This window comes from Pseudomonas sp. B392_1p (assembly GCF_052245235.1).
GTDB lineage: Bacteria > Pseudomonadota > Gammaproteobacteria > Pseudomonadales > Pseudomonadaceae > Serpens > Serpens gallinarum.
The window spans coordinates 38143-58863 of the sequence record NZ_JBQPXM010000007.1 but is presented as its reverse complement, the minus strand read 5'-3'; the positions used below and the strand labels follow the sequence as shown (position 1 = coordinate 58863).

General features: G+C 59.3%; 19 protein-coding genes and 1 pseudogene. 4 read left to right on the top strand and 16 right to left on the bottom strand.

The genetic code is table 11. The features are described from left to right. Nucleotides 1-5 precede the first annotated feature (5 nt). The gene (locus ACTV8E_RS11720; protein WP_443199616.1) at nt 6-983 is read right to left on the bottom strand and encodes a ribose-phosphate diphosphokinase; all 978 of its coding nucleotides are present in this window, start codon (nt 981-983) and stop codon (nt 6-8) included. 201 nt (nt 984-1184) lie between these two features. On the opposite strand from ACTV8E_RS11720, the gene ACTV8E_RS11715 reads away from it, so the two are divergent. The 4 genes from ACTV8E_RS11715 (at nt 1185) to ACTV8E_RS11700 (ending at nt 6012) form a co-directional block, all read left to right on the top strand. Beyond that, a complete protein-coding gene (locus ACTV8E_RS11715; RefSeq protein ID WP_251836176.1) occupies nt 1185-2081 on the top strand; it encodes a universal stress protein in 897 nt (298 codons plus the stop codon). A 227-nt stretch (nt 2082-2308) separates the two neighbouring features. Further along, nucleotides 2309-3862 (top strand): cation:proton antiporter domain-containing protein, encoded by a 1554-nt coding sequence (locus ACTV8E_RS11710; protein ID WP_443199615.1) that lies wholly within the window; start codon nt 2309-2311, stop codon nt 3860-3862. 114 nt (nt 3863-3976) lie between these two features. Continuing rightward, a complete protein-coding gene (locus tag ACTV8E_RS11705; RefSeq protein WP_443199614.1) occupies nt 3977-4648 on the top strand; it encodes a heavy metal response regulator transcription factor in 672 nt (223 codons plus the stop codon). Next, nucleotides 4645-6012: a heavy metal sensor histidine kinase gene (locus tag ACTV8E_RS11700; RefSeq protein ID WP_251836173.1), complete on the top strand. Its 1368-nt coding sequence runs from the start codon at nt 4645-4647 to the stop codon at nt 6010-6012. The genes ACTV8E_RS11705 and ACTV8E_RS11700 overlap by 4 nt, the downstream gene beginning before the upstream one ends. A gap of 204 nt (nt 6013-6216) precedes the next feature. Here the strand turns inward: ACTV8E_RS11700 and ACTV8E_RS11695 are convergent, their stop codons facing one another. From ACTV8E_RS11695 to ACTV8E_RS11625, 15 genes and pseudogenes are all read right to left on the bottom strand, one after another. Next, entirely contained in the window at nt 6217-7875 is a 1659-nt protein-coding gene (locus ACTV8E_RS11695) for an ATP-dependent DNA ligase (RefSeq protein WP_443199613.1), read from the bottom strand. Beyond that, a complete protein-coding gene (locus ACTV8E_RS11690; RefSeq protein ID WP_443199612.1) occupies nt 7872-8888 on the bottom strand; it encodes a ligase-associated DNA damage response exonuclease in 1017 nt (338 codons plus the stop codon). The genes ACTV8E_RS11695 and ACTV8E_RS11690 overlap by 4 nt, the downstream gene beginning before the upstream one ends. A gap of 720 nt (nt 8889-9608) precedes the next feature. Further along, nucleotides 9609-9833, bottom strand: coding sequence for an addiction module protein (locus ACTV8E_RS11685; RefSeq protein ID WP_443199611.1), 225 nt, complete (start codon nt 9831-9833; stop codon nt 9609-9611). A 151-nt stretch (nt 9834-9984) separates the two neighbouring features. Beyond that, complete coding sequence (locus ACTV8E_RS11680) at nt 9985-10974, bottom strand: FAD-binding oxidoreductase (protein ID WP_443199693.1); 990 nt, start codon at nt 10972-10974, stop codon at nt 9985-9987. Beyond that, nucleotides 10944-11795: a hypothetical protein gene (locus ACTV8E_RS11675; RefSeq protein ID WP_443199610.1), complete on the bottom strand. Its 852-nt coding sequence runs from the start codon at nt 11793-11795 to the stop codon at nt 10944-10946. Before ACTV8E_RS11675 ends, ACTV8E_RS11680 begins: the two co-directional genes overlap by 31 nt. Before the next feature lie 85 nt (nt 11796-11880). Next, nucleotides 11881-12726, bottom strand: a complete 846-nt coding sequence (locus tag ACTV8E_RS11670; RefSeq protein ID WP_443199609.1) for a hypothetical protein — start codon at nt 12724-12726, stop codon at nt 11881-11883. Between the two features lie 13 nt (nt 12727-12739). Beyond that, nucleotides 12740-13150: a hypothetical protein gene (locus tag ACTV8E_RS11665; RefSeq protein WP_443199608.1), complete on the bottom strand. Its 411-nt coding sequence runs from the start codon at nt 13148-13150 to the stop codon at nt 12740-12742. A 136-nt stretch (nt 13151-13286) separates the two neighbouring features. Then, nucleotides 13287-13943, bottom strand: coding sequence for a hypothetical protein (locus ACTV8E_RS11660; RefSeq protein ID WP_443199607.1), 657 nt, complete (start codon nt 13941-13943; stop codon nt 13287-13289). A 123-nt stretch (nt 13944-14066) separates the two neighbouring features. After that, entirely contained in the window at nt 14067-14567 is a 501-nt protein-coding gene (locus ACTV8E_RS11655) for a CC0125/CC1285 family lipoprotein (protein WP_443199606.1), read from the bottom strand. A gap of 279 nt (nt 14568-14846) precedes the next feature. Further along, complete coding sequence (locus ACTV8E_RS11650; protein WP_443199605.1) at nt 14847-15896, bottom strand: alkene reductase; 1050 nt, start codon at nt 15894-15896, stop codon at nt 14847-14849. Between the two features lie 49 nt (nt 15897-15945). Further along, entirely contained in the window at nt 15946-16251 is a 306-nt protein-coding gene (locus ACTV8E_RS11645; protein WP_443199604.1) for an ArsR/SmtB family transcription factor, read from the bottom strand. A gap of 223 nt (nt 16252-16474) precedes the next feature. Next, entirely contained in the window at nt 16475-17614 is a 1140-nt protein-coding gene (locus ACTV8E_RS11640) for a methyl-accepting chemotaxis protein (protein WP_443199692.1), read from the bottom strand. 126 nt (nt 17615-17740) lie between these two features. Then, nucleotides 17741-18070: pseudogene (locus tag ACTV8E_RS11635) on the bottom strand (PAS domain-containing protein); the annotation flags it as partial. 266 nt (nt 18071-18336) lie between these two features. Next, the gene (gene phrB / locus ACTV8E_RS11630) at nt 18337-19776 is read right to left on the bottom strand and encodes a deoxyribodipyrimidine photo-lyase (protein ID WP_443199603.1); all 1440 of its coding nucleotides are present in this window, start codon (nt 19774-19776) and stop codon (nt 18337-18339) included. Beyond that, on the bottom strand, nt 19764-20720 hold the full coding sequence (locus ACTV8E_RS11625) for a MerR family transcriptional regulator (RefSeq protein WP_443199602.1): 957 nt from the start codon (nt 20718-20720) through the stop codon (nt 19764-19766). The genes phrB and ACTV8E_RS11625 overlap by 13 nt, the downstream gene beginning before the upstream one ends. Nucleotide 20721: the final 1 nt, after the last annotated feature.

Below are 20721 nucleotides of genomic sequence, written 5' to 3'. Positions count from 1 at the left end.
GGTGCTCACGACGGCGTGGGAAGGAGGAGGCCATAGCTGTCCGCCAGCAGAGCCGCCACGGCCGCCGTGGTATCGAGAATGTGCAAGCGCCGCGCAACCAACTCCGCCGGCAGGCGAAAGGCGGGCACGCTGTCACAGACGACGATGTGCTCGAACTGCGGGCTGTCGAGCAGATCGGAGCCTTCGGTAAACAGCCCGTGAGCCGCGGCGGCGAACACGTGGCTGGCCCCGTTCGCCCGACAGGCTTGGCCGGCACGCAGCAGCGTGCCGCCAGTGCTGATCAGGTCATCGACGATGATGGCCGTCTTGCCTTGCACGTCGCCGCCCAGCAGCGAGCCGGTGACCACGTCATTGCTGCGATGTTTTTCCATCAGCGCACTGCCAACCGGACGGCCGATGCGTTGTTGCAACGCCTGGCGGAACAGTTCCGCCCGCTTAGCGCCGCCCGCGTCCGGAGACACCGCAACCACCTCCGCATCGCCGACCAGCAGCGAGGCGAAATGGGCGGCGAACAACTCGGCGCAGGACAGATGCTGGGTCGGTATGCGAAAGGCATTACCGAAGGCCGCCAGATCATGCACCTCAAGGCTCATCAACCGGTCCACGCCGCATGCCTCGCACAAGGTTGCGACATAACGGCTGATCACCGGGTCCTGGGGATGGGTGCGGCGTTCCTTGCGTCCATAACAGAGGTAGGGCGCGACCACTTGCACCTGACAAGCCCCGGCATCCTTGAGGGCCGCGCAGAAAAACAGCAGCCGGCAAAGCTTGTCGTGCACGCTGTGCCGGTTATCGCCATATAAGCCGTGGAAGACCACTACCTGCCGGCCATTGACCGACTCCAGAGGCCGGCATTTGTGCTCGCCGTCCTCGAACTCGTGCTCATCGTGGGGGCTTAGCGGACAGCCGAGACGTTGCGCCACGCGACGTGCGTAGTCCTGGCTGCCTTGCAGGGCGAACAGCAGGGGTGGCTCTGTGCCCATGACACCTCTCCACGACGCGGCGCTGATGTTTTCAGCATTGTCCCTGTGGGGGCAGAGTCAAGTAGGTGGGGCAGCTACCATTGTCCGTGAGATCAGGTATCAAACGGTACGGCTGGCCTATGCTGAGGATCAAGACGGCCCTGCTCGGCAGTCGGCAGGCGAGCGCACCGTATCCCGATCTTCACATCGACGGAGTACTCCATGAGCCAATACAAACGCCTGTTTCTGATCGCCGATCCCGTCAACCTGCAATCCGCAGCCATGCAGCGCGCCGCCGCGCTGGCCAGTGCCAGTGGCGCCGAACTGCACATCGCGGTGTTCATCGAACCTGTCGTGCCCCTGTTGCTGGACAAAGACTTGCGCGACACGGCGCGCAAGAATTACCTGCAGGAACAACGTTACAAGCTCAATGAGGCGGCCAAGCCGCTGCGTGCGAATGGCCTGTCGGTCACCTGTCAGGCCGTGTTCACCGATGATGTGCTGGAGGAAATTGGCCAGTACGCGGCGGAGCTGCAGCCGGACCTGTTGATCAAGGATGTGCGCCACGAACCGCTGCTCAAGCGGGTGTTCACCACACCGCTGGACTGGCACCTGCTGCGCGAAAGTCCTGTGCCGGTGCACCTGGTCAGCGCCGACAATCTGCAGGCCTTGCCGCGCCGGGTCATTGCGGCGGTCGATCCTTCACGTCCCGAAACGCAGATCAGCGGTCTGAACGAGCGCATCATCCATGAGGCGATCGGTCTGGCGCTGCAATGCAATGCCGAACTCCACCTGCTGTATGCATACGACCCGGCCCAGGCGTATGTCACGGATGCAGGCGGCAGTGGCCTGGCCTGGGCGGATCTGGCCAAAGATATGCGCCATTCACTGGAAAAACTCTTCGCCTCGCTGGCCGAAGAGCATGGTGTACCGCCCGAGCGTCAGCAGTTCGTGACGGGGGCTGCGCGAACGGCCATTTCCGAATGCGCCCATCGCCTGGAGGCCGACGTGCTGGTGATGGGCACTGTCCATCGGCAAGGCGACAACCGGCTGTTGGGCAGCACGACGGAGCACCTGTTGCACAAGGCGCCGTGCAGCATTTTGGCGATCAAGCCCTAGCTCGCCAGCTCTAAAGAAAGGGGGCCTTTGCCTGCGCTATTCGCGCGATCCTATACGAAGGCGCCCTTCCCCCAGCAGGCGCAGGGACGGCGTAGCTGCGCCGCCCCCTGTAGGCACCAGCTCCATTCAGCGATAGGGCGTCTGATCGCAGGGCGAGAATCAAGACTTCTTCGCCGTCTGGAATGTCTCGATAACAACGCGGCCTCGCCGATTGCCGAGCCCACACGATGATTGAAGCCACGTGGATTGCATTTGCCTTTGGCTTGGGGCTGGTGGCTCGCCGTCTGGGGTTGCCGCCGCTGATTGGCTACCTGGGCGCTGGTTTTGCCCTGGCCGCCTTCGATAACCAACTTGGGATTACTCGCCAGGACAGCGAAATCCTGGGTCATTTGGCACATCTGGGTGTGCTGCTGTTGCTGTTCACGGTCGGCTTGAAACTCAAACTGGGTAATCTGGCGCGCCCCGAGGTGGTGGGCGTCTGTCTGTTGCACTTTATATTGTCGTTCGGGTTGATGCTGCCTCCGATCCTGCTGTTTCTGGACGTCAGCTGGCAAGACGGCCTGATGCTGTCGGTGGCGCTGACCTTCTCCAGCACCGTACTGGCGGCCAAGATACTCGAGAGCCGGCGAGAACTCCGTGCTTTTCACGGTCGGGTGGCAATCGGCGTGCTGATCGTGCAGGACCTGATCGCGCTGGTGGTGATGAGTCTGGCCAGCGGCCGTGCCCCGTCGCCCTGGGCGTTGCTGGTGTTCCTGCTACCACTGTTACGCCCATTGCTGTATCGCCTGCTCGATCGCAGCGGTCATGAGGAATTATTGGTGCTGCTTGGCTTGATGCTGGCGCTGGTGGTCGGTGGCGAAGGCTTCGAGGCGGTCGGGCTCAGTTCAGAACTGGGCGCGCTGGCCTTTGGCGTCTTGTTGGCCAAGCACCCGCGTGCCAATGAGCTGTCCGACTCGCTGTGGTCGGTCAAGGAAGTTTTCCTGGTCGGCTTTTTTCTGCAGATCGGCATCGGCGGTCTGCCGGATGTCCATGCGTTGGTTTTCGCCGCAGTGGTATCGTTGCTGTTGCCGCTCAAGGCGCTGCTGTTTTTTTTCCTGTTCCTGGCTTTTCGCCTGCGCTCGCGCAGCGCCTTCCTCAGCGCCGCCAGCCTGACCCACTACAGCGAGTTTGGCCTGATCGTCATCAGCGTGTTGATGCCGCAATGGCTGGTTCCCCTGGCGATCACCTTGGCTTTCTCGTTCATTCTGTCCGCCCAGTTCAACCGCGTTTCCGCGCAGCTTTATGACCGTCTGGCGAGTCGCCTGATTCCGCTGGAGCGCAATATCCGTCACCCCGATGAACAGCCGGTGTCGCTCGGCGATGCGCAGATTCTGGTCATGGGCATGGGCCGCTCCGGCCGCGCGGCCTATGACTATCTGCATGAAAAAGGCTACCGAGTGGTCAGCCTGGACTCCGATCCGGAGAAGGTCGAACGCGCCACCCGCGACGGGCGTAACATTCTCTACGCCGACGCCGAAGATCAGACCTTCTGGCAGAGCCTGGAAATGAATCAGACCGAGGCGGTGATCCTGACCATGAACGACGCCGAGGCGAAGATCATCGCCTGTCACAAGCTGCGTGAAAAAGGCTTCAAAGGCCTGGTGGTGTCCCACGCCCTCTACGAAGACGTCGCCCGGCAGATCGAGGCAGCGGGGGCGGACCACACCTACTTGACCATGACCGAGGCAGGCGCGGGCCTGGCGCAGAGCGTGGCGGAGCAGTTGGAGGGCAGGGCAGAGTAGTGCGGGGTTGGAAAAATCGATATTTCGGTCAGGTGAGATGGTCACAAATTACCAGTTTGTAATAGTCGGACACCTAATCTCGATTTAGCCTATGGCCTTTTTTTGGAGTCCGAGATGCGCATTCTGGTGGTCGAAGATGAAGTCAAAACTGCGGACTACCTGCGCAAGGGCCTGAGTGAGTCTGGCTATCGGGTTGAGGTCGCACTCAATGGCCTTGATGGTCAACAGCTGATCCAAAAGCAAGCGTTCGACCTGATTATTCTCGATGTGATGTTGCCTGGCCTGGACGGCTGGCAACTGCTGCAGAATATCCGCCAGACCTCGCAAACGCCGGTGCTGTTTCTTACCGCCCGTGATGCGGTGGAGGACCGCGTAAAAGGCCTGGAGCTGGGCGCCGATGATTATTTGGTCAAGCCTTTTTCCTATGCCGAGCTGCTGGCGCGGGTGCGCACCTTGCTGCGTCGCGGGCCGCCGCGTGAGTCGGCGGAATTCCAAGTGGCTGACCTGCAACTGGACCTGCTGCGCCGCCAGGTCACTCGCCAGGGCGAGCGCATCAACCTGACCAACAAGGAATTCGCCTTGCTGCACCTGCTGATGAGCCGCGAAGGTGAGGTCCTGTCGCGTGCCTTCATTGCCGCGCAGGTGTGGCAGATGAACTTCGACAGCGATACCAACGTGGTGGACGTGGCGATCCGCCGTCTGCGCGCCAAGGTCGATGATCCGTACCCGCAAAAGCTCATCCACACGGTGCGCGGCATGGGCTATCTGCTGGGCGAGCAACCGTGATCCTCTGGCCCCGCTCGCTCAGCCTGCGCCTGGCATTGATGTTTGCTCTGGCCAGCACGCTGTTGCTCGGCGCCATCGGCCTTTACCTGTTTCAGGCGCTCAACAAAGAGGTGGCCTGGCGCGACGACCTGATCCTGCTCGGGCGTCTGGAGCGCATGCGTGCGCTCCTCGACGACAGCAAGAGCATCGACGCGCTGCGTAGCTGGCCACAGCTGTATGGCAACATGCTGGGCAACCGCGAAAGCCTGCTGTGGATCATCGACGAGCAAGGCCAGGTGCTGATCGAGATCAACCAGGCGGGCTTGCCGGTTCCCCAGTTGCCCGAGGGTGACATGGTCAAGTTGACCGACAGTCTGGGTAAAACACCGGCGCGGCTGGCCTGGGTTTCGGTGTATCGCGGCGAAAAAAGCGTCACCCTGGTCGCCGGCAAATTGCTCGACGAACGCAACCAGATGCTCGCCGCTTATCGCATCAAGCTCGCCCTCGCCCTGCTGATGGGGGCGCTGCTGGCTTTTATGCTGGGCTGGTTGGTCAGCCAGCGCGGCCTGCGCCCGGTGCGCCAGCTCGCCGCCCGCGCCGCCGACATCGATGTGCAGCACCTGCATCTGCGTCTCGATGAGACTCAGGAGGTCAGCGAGCTACGCACCCTGAGCCGGGTGCTCAACCAGATGCTGGCACGGCTGGAAGACGGCTTCGCCCAGCTGTCGCGTTTCTCCGAGGACCTCGCCCACGAAATGCGCACGCCACTGAGCAACCTCATGGGCCACACCCAGCAGACCCTGCGTAAAACCCGCTCCATCGAGGACTACCAGAACCTGCTGGCGTCCAATCAGGAAGAGTATGAACGCCTGGCGCGGATGATCGACAGCATGCTCTTCATCGCCCGCACCGAGCAGCCGAACACCTCGGTGAACCTGCAGCAGGTCGAGCTGCACCCGCTGCTGGAGCAGCTGTGCGAGTACTTCGAGGGCATGGCCGAAGAGAACGACATGCGCCTGGTCAACGAAACCGAGGGCAGCCTGCAAGCCGACCCGGACATGCTGCGCCGCGCTTTGGCCAATCTGCTGGTCAACGCCCTGCGTTATGGCGCGCCCGGTACGCCGATCCACATTCGCAATCAGCGCAGCGACGAAGGGCTGGAAATCAGCGTACACAACCAGGGCCCGCCGATTGCCGAGGAACACTTGCCCCGGCTGTTCAAACGCTTTTACCGCTGCGACCCCTCCCGCGCCCAGCCGGGCGGCTCCGGCGGGCTGGGCTTGGCCATCGTGCGCTCGATCATGCAACTGCATGGCGGCAGCGTGCGGGTGGAAAGTGGCGAGCAGGGCACCTGTTTTGTGTTGGTGTTTCCGCTGGGGGTGTAGGTGGGAGCATTTAAGCATTTGCTCCCTGACAGCGGCGCAGGGGAAGGTTCGTTATGGTGGACAGGTAAAGCGTTGTCCACCCTACGTGGCCGTAACGTTTTGCAGACAAGTGAAGCTTGGCCGCTTCAGCAGGGATAACTTCCGACCTCAGCATAATTCCGGTGGTTGTCTGGTCTAGGGGCCAGTTGAAAGGGATGTTGGCCCTCAGAGCAACCCCTGAAGGGTCGCCAGGGTGTCGGCCTCCTCGACGCGTTTATCGGTCCGCCAGCGCAGGATGCGCGGAAAACGCACCGCGACGCCGCTCTTGTGACGCTTGGACAGCGCGATGCCCTCGAAGCCCAGCTCGAAGACCATTGAGGGCGTCACGCTGCGCACGGGGCCGAAGGTTTCGACCGTGGTCTTGCGGATGATCGCGTCCACCTGACGGATTTCCTCATCGGTCAGTCCCGAATAGGCCTTGGCGAAGGGCACTAGCGTTCGCTCGCCGGGCGCCGAATCATCCCAGACCGCGAAGGTGTAATCGGTGTAGAGGCTGGCGCGGCGGCCGTGGCCGCGCTGGGCGTAGATCAGCACCGCGTCGACGAAGAATGGATCGATCTTCCACTTCCACCACAGGCCCAGGTCGCGGGTACGTCCCACGCCGTAGAGCGAGTCCTGGCGCTTGAGCATCATCCCTTCCACGCCGAGGGTGCGCGAGGCTTCGCGCTGCTCGGCCAGCGCTTGCCAGCTCTCGCCGCTCAGCTGGGGCGACAGGCGCAGGGCTGGCGCGGCGATCTCGCCAACCAGCTGTTCCAGCACCGCGCGGCGTTCGCTTTGTGCGCGGCTGCGCCAGTCCTCGCCTTGGTATTCGAGCAGGTCGTAGGCCAGCAGCACCGCTGGCGCGTCCTCCAGCACCTTGCGCGTCAGGGTCTTGCGGCCGATGCGCTGTTGCAACAAGGCGAAGGGCAGAATGCCAAACACTGCCGCGCTGCCGCCCGGTGGATCGCGCCAGGCGACGATCTCGCCATCCAGCACGCAGCCATCCGGCAGCCCCTCGGCCAGCGCCTGCAGCTCCGGAAAGCGCTCGGTGATCAGTTCCTCGCCACGCGACCACAGCCAGGACTGGCCGTCGCGACGGATCAGTTGCGCGCGAATGCCGTCCCACTTCCACTCCACCAGCCAGTTCTCCGGCGGCCCGAGCACGGCTTCGAAGCGCTCCAGCGGCTCCTGCAGCGGATGCGCCAAAAAAAACGGGTAGGGCTGGCCACCACGCTGCGCATGTTCGTCATGGGACTCCTCGGCAATCAGCCCCCGATAACTGTCCGCAGTCGGGTGGTGCGACAGGTCGGTGTAGCCGACCATGCGTTGGGCGACACGCTTGGCATCCACCCCGGCCAGTGCCGCGAGCGCGCGGGTGACCAGCAGTTTGGAGACACCCACCCGGAACGCTCCGGTGATCAGCTTCAGGCACACCAGCAGACTCGGCCGATCCAGTTGCGCCCACAACGGGGCGAGGCGCTCGGCCAACTGCTCCGGCGGCAACCCGCGCAAGGGCAGCAATTGATGCTCCATCCACCAGGCCAACCCCTGGTCATTACCGGTGCCGGCCTCAGGCAACAGCAACGCGATGGTCTCGGCCAGATCACCCACCGCCTGGTAACTCTCCTCGAACAGCCAGTCGGGCAGATTGGCCTGGCGTGTGGCCATGTCGCGCAGCAGGCGGGTGGGCACCAGTTGGCGGGGCTTGCCGCCGGCCAAAAAGTACACCGCCCAGGCCGCATCCGCCGGTTCGGCCTGGCTGAAATAGCCCTGCAGCGCCTGCAACTTGGCGTTGCTGGAGGTGGTGGCATCCAGCTGCGCGTAGAGCGCGGCGAAGGCCTTCATGACGACTCCTCGCTGGCCTGCGTGTCGTCCTCTTCGCCGTACTCGGTGGCAAAGGCCCGGGCATCCAGGCCTTGCTCGCAGAGGTAGCGCACCAGGGGTTCGACCTGGCCGTGGGTGACCATCACCCGCTCGGCGCCGGTCTGTTCGATGGCCCACAGCAGGCCGGGCCAGTCGGCGTGATCGGACAACGCGAAGCCGCGATCCACGCCCCGCCGCCGACGCGTGCCGCGCAACAGCATCCAGCCGCTGGCAAAGGCATCGCTGCAATCGCCGAAACGGCGCATCCAGGTACTGCCGCCGGCCGAGGGCGGCGCGATCACCAGCGCCTGGCGCAGCGCCGGATCATTCTTGCGAAAATCGCCGGCGTACTGGGTGACAGGCAGCGACACGCCAGCGGCGCGATACACCGCATTGAGCGGCTCGACCGCGCCATGCACCAGCAGCGGGCCGATGCTCGCATCGATGCCATGCAGAATCCGCTGCGCCTTGCCGAAGGCATAGGCGAACAGCACGCTGGCCCGCCCGGCCTCGGCATTGTTTCGCCACCAGCCATTGATGTCCGCGAAGACCTGCGCCTGGGGCGCCCAGCGGTAGATCGGCAGGCCGAAGGTCGATTCCGTGATAAAGCAGTCACAGCGCACCGGCTCGAAGGCCGCGCAAGTGCCATCCGGCTCCACCTTATAGTCCCCCGACGCGACCCAGACCTCGCCCTGATACTCCAGGCGCACCTGCGCCGAGCCCAGCACATGGCCGGCAGGGTGAAAACTCAGGGTCACGCCGTGGTGCTCGATGCGCTCGCCGTAGGCCAGCGTCTGCAGGTTGATGTCCTGCCCCAGCCGCGCCCGCAGAATGCCCTCGCCGGGCGCGGCCGCCAGGTAATGCCCATTGCCCCAGCGCGCATGGTCACCATGACCATGGGTGATCACCGCCCGATCCACACCACGCCACGGGTCGATATAAAAATCACCGGCCGGGCAATAAAGGCCTTCCGGGCGGGCAACGATCAGGTCCATGCAGATACCTGGGCAAGAGGGTTCTGCAGGTTAAGAGTGGGGTAGGGCGGGGGAGGTTCGAACCTCCTTTTTGTTGAGTAACCAAGCCCCGCAGCACATTATTTTGTGTAATAGAACGAAACGCTGACAAACGCCCTGTCGTTAACGGTCAGCTCACACAGGTCGCCAGGCCGCACGTAGTGCTCTTCTAATACAGGAATGGGCTCGCATTTGAGAGCGAGAGTAATGTTGTTAGACGGGTAGTGCCGGGTAAGACCGGTCTTGGTCGCGTTCTCTAGGTCGCCGAGCATATGTCTTCGGTCGTTAATCCAGACTTCCACCTGCGGCTTGAAACCGCTTAGAAGTCGGAAGCCATCGCCAGAGAGGTAGCAGATGTCCGCAGTGATGCGTTTTCCGCTTACGAGCTTGGCGTCCCCGTAACATGCGTTCTTGCGCGACGGGGTAGTGACAACACCATGGCCCCGGTCTACCCAGGTAGGAGCCGCTGGAGGTGTCTGTTGAGCGGTTGCACAGCCAGCGAGCAAGGTTGCGCCAATGGCTAAAATAAGCAGGCTTTTATGAGTCATGGTCAGGCCGATAAGGGAGTCGGACCGCCATGATGTCAAAATAGAATTAACATTTCAGCAGGCATGACCCAGCAAGGGACAGCGCTATTTCATTCGCTAACTAAGACAGGAATAAATTTGCTCCTTTTGGTAGCTGCCGGGTGGAATTGATGACTCATTTGAGCAGGGCTCTAGCCCTGCTCATCACATCTTCGCTGGGCACGGCGTGGACACTTTCATCATCAAGCTCTTCAGCTCTACGTCGGGCCTCAAGCAGCCAATCGGAACTGAGTTCTTGATCTGATGGCGAATCCAGACTCAATACCAATCGCTGAATCAGCTGTGCTCGCTCTTCTTTAGAAAGGTGGAGCGCCTCTTCTTCAGTTTTTTGGAGATTCACGGGGCAACCTCTCAATCACGGGGTCCCTGGACTCACGCATCTGCGCCGAGCCCCGCACGACAAGTTCATCTGATCGAGCCGTTACCCGAATCGCTTGCATGCTCAGTGCCGCCCGGCCACCTCTGTTAGCCACCGATGCACAGCAAACCGCTCAAGCCGGCCTGATGTTCTGGTTCATCCGGAAGAAGTTGGTCGGGTCGTACTTCTGTTTGAGCTCCACGAGTCGGTTGTACGTATCGCCGTAGGCGAAGGCGATACGGTCGGTTTCGTCCTGGGTCAGGAAGTTGATGTACGCGCCACCGCTGGCAAACGGCTGTGCCTTGGCGAAGAACTCGCGCGCCCAGGCGATGCCGCGCGCGTCCTCGTCGGCAGACTCCCAGCGACCATGCACATTCATCACGTAATTGGCGTCCCGACTCGAATACGCCATCGCGCCGGGTGCCACACGCCCTGTCTGGCCGCCGATCGTACCGATGAAGATCTCGCACTGTGCCGAGGGCAGCTTGGCGGCGTACTCGAGGATGATGGCGATGGCCTCATCGTTGAGCTGGGAAAAGTTGTGCGACTTCCAGTAATTGCGCGCCCCAAAGGCCAGGAGTGGATCGAACGCCTGCTGCCAGGCGCAATAGGGCTGTACGCCAATATGCTCGCCGAGCGGCGTGCCGAACCCGCGCAAGGGTTCGATCAGCTTCTGGCCCTCAGCGGGATCCCCCGCATAGCACAGCGCCAGCGCGACCATTTCCTTGCCATGGACGTCTTCGGGCAAGAAGGGCAGCGGGGGCGCCTTGCGTGTCACCATCCAGACGTTGAGCTCGTCCGGCATGGTCCGGGTGAAGTGGGCGAACTGCGTGAGCACGGCCTTCGCCTGGTCGAACGGGAAAACGATCAGCCCGCTGAGCACGTCCGGCCCGACCGGATGCAGCTGGAACTGAAAACGGGTGACGACACCGAAATTGCCGCCGCCCCCGCGCAGGCCCCAGAACAGGTCGGCGTTTTCCGTTGCGCTGGCGTGCACCTGACGGCCATCCGCCGTGACGACATCGGCGCCGAGCAGGTTGTCCACGGTCATCCCGTACTTGCGGCTCAGCCAGCCGAAACCACCGCCCAGGGTCAGACCGGCCACGCCCGTGGTCGAGTTGATGCCCAGCGGCGTGGCGAGGCGGTATGCCTGCGCGGCCTTGTCGAAATCAGCGAGGGTGCAAAAAAATCATTCTCGAGAGAATCTAATAAAATCAAATTGTGTTCGATAAGTGTAAGAAAAAGCCAAATATAATCTCTGAACCAGTCGTCGTATTGCTTTGTTCGAGTTATTGTTTCGTCAAAAGCGTACTTGATTTTTGGTTGGAATACCCCTGTCCCATCAGGCTTGTGTTCCCCTTCGGCCTGAGCGTAAAACCTAATTGCAGATGGATTCGGGTGCAGAAGCAGACTCAACTCATCATAACTTGATTTGTAAGGTAGAGGAGTATTGCCCATTTTTGAAACAAGTGTATTTATATTAATTACTGTTTCGACTTCCTTCACCTTAGATCTGTCTTCATTTAGCGTGATGTGCTTTTGGTGGTAGTCAGAATCGCTAATATACTTACTTATTAATGCGTTCAATTCGATCTGAGACCTAATCGCTTGCACAAATATAGTTAGGTTGTATGGCTCAAGGCTTACAAGAGTTGTTCGGGCATTTTCATTAGTTTTCGATATCAAGAAATTAAGAATAAGTCTTGAAGTTTTTACATAATTAGGACCCCTCACGACTCTTAAATAATATCTTGCATGAATTTCCTTTAAATAATTCTTAAAGTAAGCTCTCTCATTTTTTTGGAGGATGCCAACATTTACTATTTTCCGCCATTTTCTGAAATAGACCAAAGAAATTGTTAGTCGCTCAGCTCCAGAAAGACGTTTAAATTTATAGTGCCCCCGATCTTGAGGCCATTCAGAATGCTTGCTGTCGATTGTCAAAGCGCGCACACCTTCTTATAGAATCTAACGCCCAGCTCAGTGGGCAATTGAAGCGCAGCGTAAATTGGTCCGCTGCAGCTGATTGTTAGTGCTGGCCGCAAGTAAGGCACATTCCATAGGTTTCACTTATGACGTTACCCGGACATTCACCCTCATCACTACAACTCTCTCTTACTACATCATATTCTCGGTCGCATACTGGGCAATAAACCTCGCAACACCCTTCTTCTTTGGATGTCAGCCTGGCAAGTTTGTAATCAAAATCACCAGCATCGTGGTTTGCTTCGTAATAACAATCTGGGCAAAGATAAGGACGCATTTTTTTATCTATTTTAAAGTGCTGCTTAACCTTTGCAGGCGATAGTAGGCTCATGATAATTGATAGCTCGCGACACACTTCATTACTTATATAATCCACGCCCCCTAATTCAGTATTAGGCGATGACTCAAGAGCCTTTTTCCTAATGTTTGCCCATGACTCATTTGGAAATAGAGAACCATGCATATACAACAGAGATTCGATTACCTCAGCAACTTGGACATCTAGCGATTCACTTATAGAGTGCATTATTACGTTTCTTGACTCCCTAAGCTCATTAAATTTACTGACGAATTCAGCATCAAAAGCGACAGGTGAAAACGTGTCATGAACACGAATCAAGTCTTGGGCGTCAATTGTTCTGAACTTGCTGAAGTCAATCGCATCTCCATCGTACGGAGATGGCCGTTTAGCTGGAGAATCAGATATGAGTAGGTATGGTGAGATTTCGCAAATACGGCCTTTTATAAGAAATTCTATTCCTTGCTGAGTAATAGCTAGTGCTGTAGTCAATTGGCGATGTGCGAGATTCCAATATCCTTCGGACACCTCATCCGCATCAATGCCATAATATTCCGCTTCATCTAAGTTAACTAAAAATTTGGCTACCATATCCCATGAAGATCTAGAAGCTCCCTTCCGGTTTGAAGACGCCGGTGACAAAAATTGTAAGAGAGTCAGCGAATGCAGGAATTCTTGACTGTTGCTCTTCAGTTAGTTTTCCAATAAATGCCAGCAATGCAACTGAAGCCCCGCCATTTAGTAGGAATGAAGACTTAACGGCATTTTGGCCGGCTTGTATAACAGAGCGAAACATTTCAAGGTCGGAAGCATGATTTCGTTTTTCTGCTTCGACCCACACTTGTAGTTGTGCTTTGTAGTGCTCAAGCTCTGCTTCTGTTACGACTGGAGAAGGTGAATTTATTACTTCTTCCAGATACGCAATAAGGTTGTCGCAATAAATAGCTGCAGTTCCATTATTCTTTAGACCTTCGATGGTCTGCTTTAACTGGCCCGCGAATTCCTTGGCGCTCATCGATGTCTCCCTCTTGTATAACGATTGGTTAAGGGGCGGGCTTTAGCCCGTCCCAGCGAGCGTAGCGAGCGGTTTGAACCAGTTGTTAGCGCGCAGGTTTACACTGCCCGCCTACAAAGAATTCCCTCATTTGGAACTAAATTTGTTCAGTATTTCCTTTGGCTTTCTGAACCATCGAGCATTCCAACGTGTTAGCCTCAATCACATTTTTTAAATTTATTATATCTTGATTGGCTTTATAGATACTCTTGCTTACACTATCTACTGAATCAACGATTTTAAGTAAATAAGGCTTGTTTACAAAGCCCGGCAAGTTAGCATAAGGCTTAACATCTAAGAGAAAGTTCTCACAATTAACCTTGGACCTTTCTAAATTTGTCCATTCAAGTTGAGCGCTAAAGGGCGGTAGCGGTTCATTGATGTCGGTACCTTTTTGTTTAAACAGTTGGTAGCCGGCAGCGAATAATATAGATATTTTCTCGCCTTGAGGTATAAGGGTGATTGGCCCTCTTTTTACGGTGCAATCAAGGATCAAATCGTATTTGGAAAAGCTGGTTGACTCTCCTTTGAACTGAAAATACACATCTCGTGCTGGCCCAGTTCCTACATTCGCGATAGCAATATTTAAACCTCCCGTACCATCTGGGTGAGGCTCAAAGTACGCAACTAACTGTGGCTCAGAGCCAGCCATCCGCAATAACCGATTTTCACGCCAAAGCAGTACTGTAAGAATTGCGATTGCTACAGTAGAGAAACCACTTAGAACCGTTGCGATACTGATTAGAAGATCCATAGATTATTGCTTCCTTCTATTGAATGGCTGCATTACTGCTCTGAGCGCTAACGCCTCAATAACCGGCGCAGCTTTGCTGCGTCCGGCGCCATAGGCGCGAAGTTAATTGACTTGTTATACGTTTTACCGCCGAGCATCGATAAAATACTTGAGATCAGCCATAACCGATTCTGAATCAATGACCATTTCATAGTTTTGCAGGTCTGATTCTGTGAGAACTTTGAAATCTAATATATACCAGCCGCCGATGATATTGCTTGTGCTACTACCGGTAGTTCTGCTTGTTGTATTTATATATGCAGTATTACCGATAACATTGGCCGTACCAGATGTATGAGTAGTGGTGGGGGTATTTATTGTGTAATTTGATATCTGTGTCGAAGCGCTGGTTGCGACAAAATAACGCAAGCCTCTTTCCTGTGTTATTTCAGACGCCCTATACATTGCAAACTTTTCAAGGTCTGGCCAATCTTTAGGCCATGCTTCACCAATTTTAATTTGATAAGTATTTTCTCCAAGCCGATTATCTACATAGCCGGGGACAAACCCTGCAACTCTTGGCCCGTAATGCACTGAGCAAGCACTCAGCACAGATAGAAAAAATAATAGTACTAGCGTTCTCATTTTATCTCCTGCGTATAACAGTGATTAGATGGAGGTCTTTTGTAATGGAGTTAGACCGAGGTCTACATAACTACGAAAATTAACCGCCACAGTTCTACTCCGATCCATTAAAAATCAATGGGTTACAAGACTTGATGCGGATTAGACCGCACGCTATCTAATCCCCGTAGGGCCAACCCTGCGATGGCAGGACGCTACTATTTGTTCCCCGCTGTTGTCCATCCACAAAAAAGCCCGACCTGAATCCCTCCAGGCCGGGCTTTTTGTCGCAGGCGCTACTTACAGCGTCGGGTAGTCGATATACCCCACCGGCCCCGAGGCGTAGAAGGTGTCAAAGCGCGGCTCATTGAGCGGGGCGTTCTGTTCCAGTCGCTTCACCAGATCCGGGTTGGCGATGAAGGGTACACCGAAGGCCACGGCGTCGGCTTTGCCTTCGGCCAGCCAGGCGTTGGCCTGGTCTTTGGTGAAGCCTTCGTTGGCGATGTAGACGCCGCCGAAGATCTGCTTCAGTTGCGGGCCGAGGCTGTCGGCGCCTTCCTTCTCGCGGGTGAAGATGAAGGCGATGCCGCGTTTGCCCAGTTCGCGGGCGACGTAGCCGAAGGTTTCCGCCAGGTTGCTATCGCCCATGTCGTGGGAGTCGGCACGCGGGGCGAGGTGCACGCCGACGCGGCCGGCACCCCACACGGACACAGCGGCGTCGGTGACTTCCAGCAGCAGGCGGGCGCGGTTTTCCAGGGAGCCGCCGTAGGCGTCGGTGCGTTGGTTGGTGCCGTCCTGCAGGAACTGGTCGAGCAGGTAGCCGTTGGCGCCGTGGATTTCCACGCCGTCAAAGCCGGCTTCCTTGGCGTTCTCGGCGCCTTTGCGGTAGGCCTCGACGATGGCGGGGATTTCAGCGGTTTCCAGTGCGCGCGGGGTTTCGTAGTCCTTCTTGGGGCGAACCAGGCTGACGTGGCCGGCCGGCTTGAGGGCGCTGGGCGCGACGGGCAATTGGCCGTCCAGGTAGACCGGGTCGGAGATACGGCCGACGTGCCAGAGCTGCAGGACGATCTTGCCGCCGGCGGCATGCACCGCGTCGGTGACGTTGCGCCAGCCCTGAATCTGCTCGGCGGACCAGATGCCGGGGGTGTCCGGGTAGCCGACGCCCATGGGCATGACGGAGGTGGCTTCAGTGAGGATCAGGCCGGCGCTGGCGCGTTGACGGTAGTACTCGACCATCAATTCGCCGGGTACGCGGCCGGCCTCGGCGCGGCAGCGGGTCAGCGGCGCCATGATGACGCGGTTGGACAGTTGCAGGTCGCCGATTTGGATAGGGTCAAACAAGGTGGACATGGAGTAACTCCTGGGGTGATGACAAAACGCGAGGCGGATGAGCCGGGCGTTAAAGACTCTGTTCGATGCGCTTCAGAAAACTTTCGATCTGCGCATCGTTGCGGGTAAAGAAGTGCCACTGGCCGATCTTGCGGCTGGTGATCAGGCCGGCGCGTTGCAGGGTGGCAAGGTGGGCCGACACTGTGGATTGAGAAAGCCCGGCAAGGCGGTCGATCTGGCCGGCGCATACGCCGTTTTCCAGCGGGTGGTGCTCCTGGTCGGGGAAGTAGCGCTCGGGCTCCTTGAGCCAGCGCAGGATGTCCCGGCGTAGGGGGTGCGCCAGGGCCTTGATGATGTCGTCCAGTTCGTCGCTCATGGAATCGGTGCTCGTAACGGTGTATCGCGATGGGGCGAACTTAATATCGTGTCGAGACGATATTGGGCTGAATCTTTCGACTTCAAGGGTTGAGTGATTCGGTGGGGATTAGCGGTACAGGCAATTTTTTAGCGATGGGGACGTTTCAGCCGCAATGCAGGGGGGAGCATCGCGGCTGAGGGCGCGCTTCCAGGGGAAGCGGAAAGTGGACGACAGGGGAAGGTCAGTCTCTGCGTTTACCGGCCCGTTTGGTCCAGAACTGCCGGGCCAGTTCATGCAGCCTGCCGGTGAGTTGCGCGACCTGCTCGGCGTAGTCGCGGTTGCGCTGCCCGGCTTCGACGCTCTCATCAGCGGCGTGGCGAATGCTGGCGATGCTGCGGTTGATGTCCTGGCTGACGCTACCTTGCTGCTGCGCCGCCGCGGCGATGTGGGTGTTCATCGCGGTGATTTCATTGACGCGCCGGCTGATGCCCGCCAGCGCCAGGGCGGCTTGCTGGGCATGGGCGACGCTGGCCTGGGCCTGCTCGCGGCTCTTTTCCATGACAGCGACAGCCGAGCGGGCACCGTCTTGTAGCGTGCCGATCATTTGCTGGATATCGGCGGTGGACTGCTGAGTACGACCGGCCAGGCTGCGCACTTCGTCAGCCACCACGGCAAAACCACGGCCTTGTTCACCGGCGCGGGCGGCCTCGATGGCGGCGTTCAGGGCGAGCAGGTTGGTCTGCGCCGCAATGTTCTGGATGACTTCCAGCACGCTGGAGATTTCCTGGCTGTTGGCTTCCAGGTGGTGAATGACCTGGGCGGCCTGGTGAATCTCACCTTCCAGCAGATGGATGGACTCGCTGCTCTTGGCCACCAGGCTTTGCCCGGTGCGGGTTTCGTTATCCGCCTGCTCCGCTGCCTGAGCGGCGTTCTGAGCGTAGAGAGCAGCCTCCTGAATGTTCGCGGCCATTTGGTGCACGGCCGTGGCGATCTGTTCGGTGGCGCACTTCTGGTCGACAGTCAACTGGCTGCTGCCATCAATCTCATGCAGCAGGTTGTCGGCTTGCGAGCCGAGCTGGGTCGAGGCATCGCCGAGGCGGCCCAGCACGGCGCCGGTTTCCGCCTGGGCCATGCGCAAGGCAAATTCGATCTGACCGAACTCATCGGCGCGGCCGGTGTACAGCGCCTGGCTCAGCGCGTTGTCGGCGACGTCGCGTGCGCGGGCAGTCAACTGGCTCAACGGAGCCAGCAGCAGGGCGATGGCGATGGAGCTGGATGCAGCGCCAAGCCCGACAATCAGCAGGGCAGAGACCAGCGGCAGGGCAAACAGGCTGGCCACGGCGAAGGTGCTCAGCCCGAGGCAGGCGCTGACCAGTAGCATCAGCTTGAGGCGTAGCCCCAGTGGCGTGCGCAGAATGCGTGGCGATTGACCGGCGCGCAGTTGCTCGTACAGCTGTTCGGCCGCGCGTACGTGGGCAGGGTCGGGCTTGGTGCGCACCGACTGGTACTCGACGGTATCGCCATCTTTGCTGATGGGTGTGACGAAGGCGCTGACCCAGTAATGGTCACCGTTCTTGCAGCGGTTCTTGATCAACCCCATCCACGAGCGGCCACGCTTCAACGTGGCCCACATCTGTTCGAAGGCTGCGGACGGCATGTCCGGGTGACGAACGATGTTATGGGGCTGGCCGCGCAGTTCGGCCTCGCTGAACCCACTGATCTGGACGAATTGGGCGTTGACGTGGCTGATCAGCCCCTTGGGGCTGGTTGTGGAGAAAATGTTGGCGTGCTCGGGTAAATCAACATTTCGCCCCGTGACCGGAAGATTTTTTCGCACTGCTGGTTCTCTGGGTTTATTGCCTTGCGGCGTTGTGTGTGGAAGGGGCTTGAGCGTGACGCATGTTTTCCTTCGCCTTCGTTTTGGTCAGGCTTAATCGCTACGCACGCGGGTGTGTACTAAAACACGCCAATATTTCAGCGCGGTATATCTTTTGATATTAATTCGATGTTTTTTTGACATCTATCAAGAGTGGCTTGCTAGACGCATTCCACCCGCACTGCGGCCCCAACTGTGCCGTCCAAGCCAAATTGGTAGGGCAGACATCAGGCATGACTGGGTACCCGTGACGGCAGGTTCTGGAACGCCGCCAGGGCGCGTTCGCGACTGCGGCGCAGGTCGACAATCGGACGCGGATAGTCGACGGCGCCGAACAACCCTCCCAGTGCGGACGGATCATGGATGTCGCGCGGGTTCAGGTGCGCCAGCTCCGGCAGCCAGTGGCGGATGAAGCGTCCCTCGGGGTCGAATTTCTGCGACTGGCTGATGGGGTTGAAAATGCGGAAGTAGGGCGCTGCGTCGGTGCCGGTGGAGGCGCTCCACTGCCAGCCGCCGTTGTTGGCAGCCAGGTCGCCGTCGATCAGGTGGCGCATGAAGAAACGTTCGCCTTCGCGCCAGTCGATCAGCAGGTTCTTGGTGAGGAACATAGCGACCACCATGCGCAGCCGGTTGTGCATCCAGCCGGTGGTCAACAATTGGCGCATGGCAGCGTCGATCAGCGGAAAGCCGGTGCGGCCTTCTTGCCAGGCGGCTAGATCGTCGGGGGCGTGACGCCAGGGCAGCGCTTCGGTTTCCAGGCGAAAGGCACGGTGACGCGACACCCGCGGATAGCCGACCAGGATGTGTTTGTAGAACTCGCGCCAGAGCAGTTCGTTGATCCAGGTAACGGCGCCTGGCTGGCCACTGTCGAACTCGCCGCGATTGGCGCGCAGGGCGGCATGCAGGCACTGGCGCGGCGACAGCACGCCAGCGGCCAGGTACGGCGACAGCTGGCTGGTGCCGGGCAGGGCGGGAAGATCGCGCTGCAGCGGGTAATCCCCCAGCTGCTCGTCGACAAATTGCATCAGGCGCTCATGCGCAGCAGCCTCGCCGGCCGGCCACAGCTGGCGCAAGGAGTCCGCCGGTGGCGCAAACCCCGGCACGCTGGCCGGCACGGCATCGCTGGCAATTTCCAGCGGCGCCTGTGCGGCGGGCACGGCATGCAACGCGGGCAAGGCGGTGTGCAGGCGCTGGTAGCAGACCTTGCGGAACTGGCTGAAGACCTGAAAGTAGCCGCCGGAGCGGGTGAGCACACTGCCCGGCTTGAGCAACAGTTGGTCGAGATGAGCGCGAAAACCCACGCCCAGGTCATCGAGACGCAACGCCACGTCGCGGTCGCGGCGGGTTTCGTTGAGGCCGTATTCGTCGTTGACGTGTACGCAGCTTATGGCATGGGGGTGGCAGACCTCGGTCAGCACCTCGGGCGCGTCCCGCCAGTGCTCGGCGTGGCGAATCAACAGCGGCACGTTGAGGCGCTGCAGTTCCACTTGCAGCGCGGCCAGGTTGCGCAGCCAGAAATCGACCTTGCACGGCGCATCGTCGTGTTGCTGCCACTGGCCGGGGCTGAGCAGGTACAGGGCGATAGTCGGCCCCTCGGCCATGGCTGCGCAGAGGGCGGTGTTGTCGTGCACGCGCAGGTCGCTGCGCAGCCAGATCAGCTGGCGCATGGCGAGGCTCCTGGTGCTGAAGCTCCTTCGCGGTAGCTGCCCAGCAGGTTGAGCGATTGCAGGCAATGCAGGGCGTCGAGCGGGTCGTCGGTGAGGTACAGATCGGTGCTTTGCAATTGCTGACGGTGGATGCCGCTGGCCTGGCCGCAGAGCAGGGCCGGGCAGGCGATGCCCGGCAGCAGGCGTTGCAAGAGGGCGGGTTTCAGGCTCTGGCTGCCATACAGGAGTAGGCCGCGTGGCTGGATGCGCCGCACGGCGACCTGCAGCTCCGGGGCGGGGATGGCCCAGTCGAGCACCAGTACCGGGCATTCGGCATCGCTGGCCAGCCAGGCGCACAGCCACAGGCCGGGTTCCATCGTCTCGGGCGAGAGGTTGAGCAGCAGCAGCGGTGCGCTGGGGTGCAAACGGTTGTTGTGGTACAGGCGCGCGCCCAGCTTGCTGCGCAGCCAGGACAAAAAAAACACCTGCTCCAGGCGCGCGCCGGGGTGTAGCCGCCAGCGCAATCTGAGGGTCTGCAGCAGCGGCAATAGCAGGTGCCGACACAGGGTGACAGGCGGGTAGAGGGCCATGCTGCGGTTGAACGCATCATCCAGGCTGCGCTCAGCCAGCGCCTCGATGGCATCCAGCAAGTGCTGTTGTGCCGCCTGCCAGGTGGAGTCGTGGCTGCTCTCCTGGGGCGCGGGTTCGTGCAACAGCTCTTTTACCTGGCTGACCGCCACGCCGCGCTCCAGCCAGGCCAGCACCTGGCGCACCTGTTCAACCTGTTCGCAGGTATACAGGCGATGCCCCTTGGGGGTGCGCTGTGGCTGGATCAATCCGTAACGGCGCTCCCAGGCACGCAGGGTCACCGGGTTGACGCCGGTCAGACGCGCGACGTCGCGGATCGGCAGCATGCTTTGGGCCGCGTCGTTGTGGTCGGCCACTGTATTGCAGGATTCGTTCATG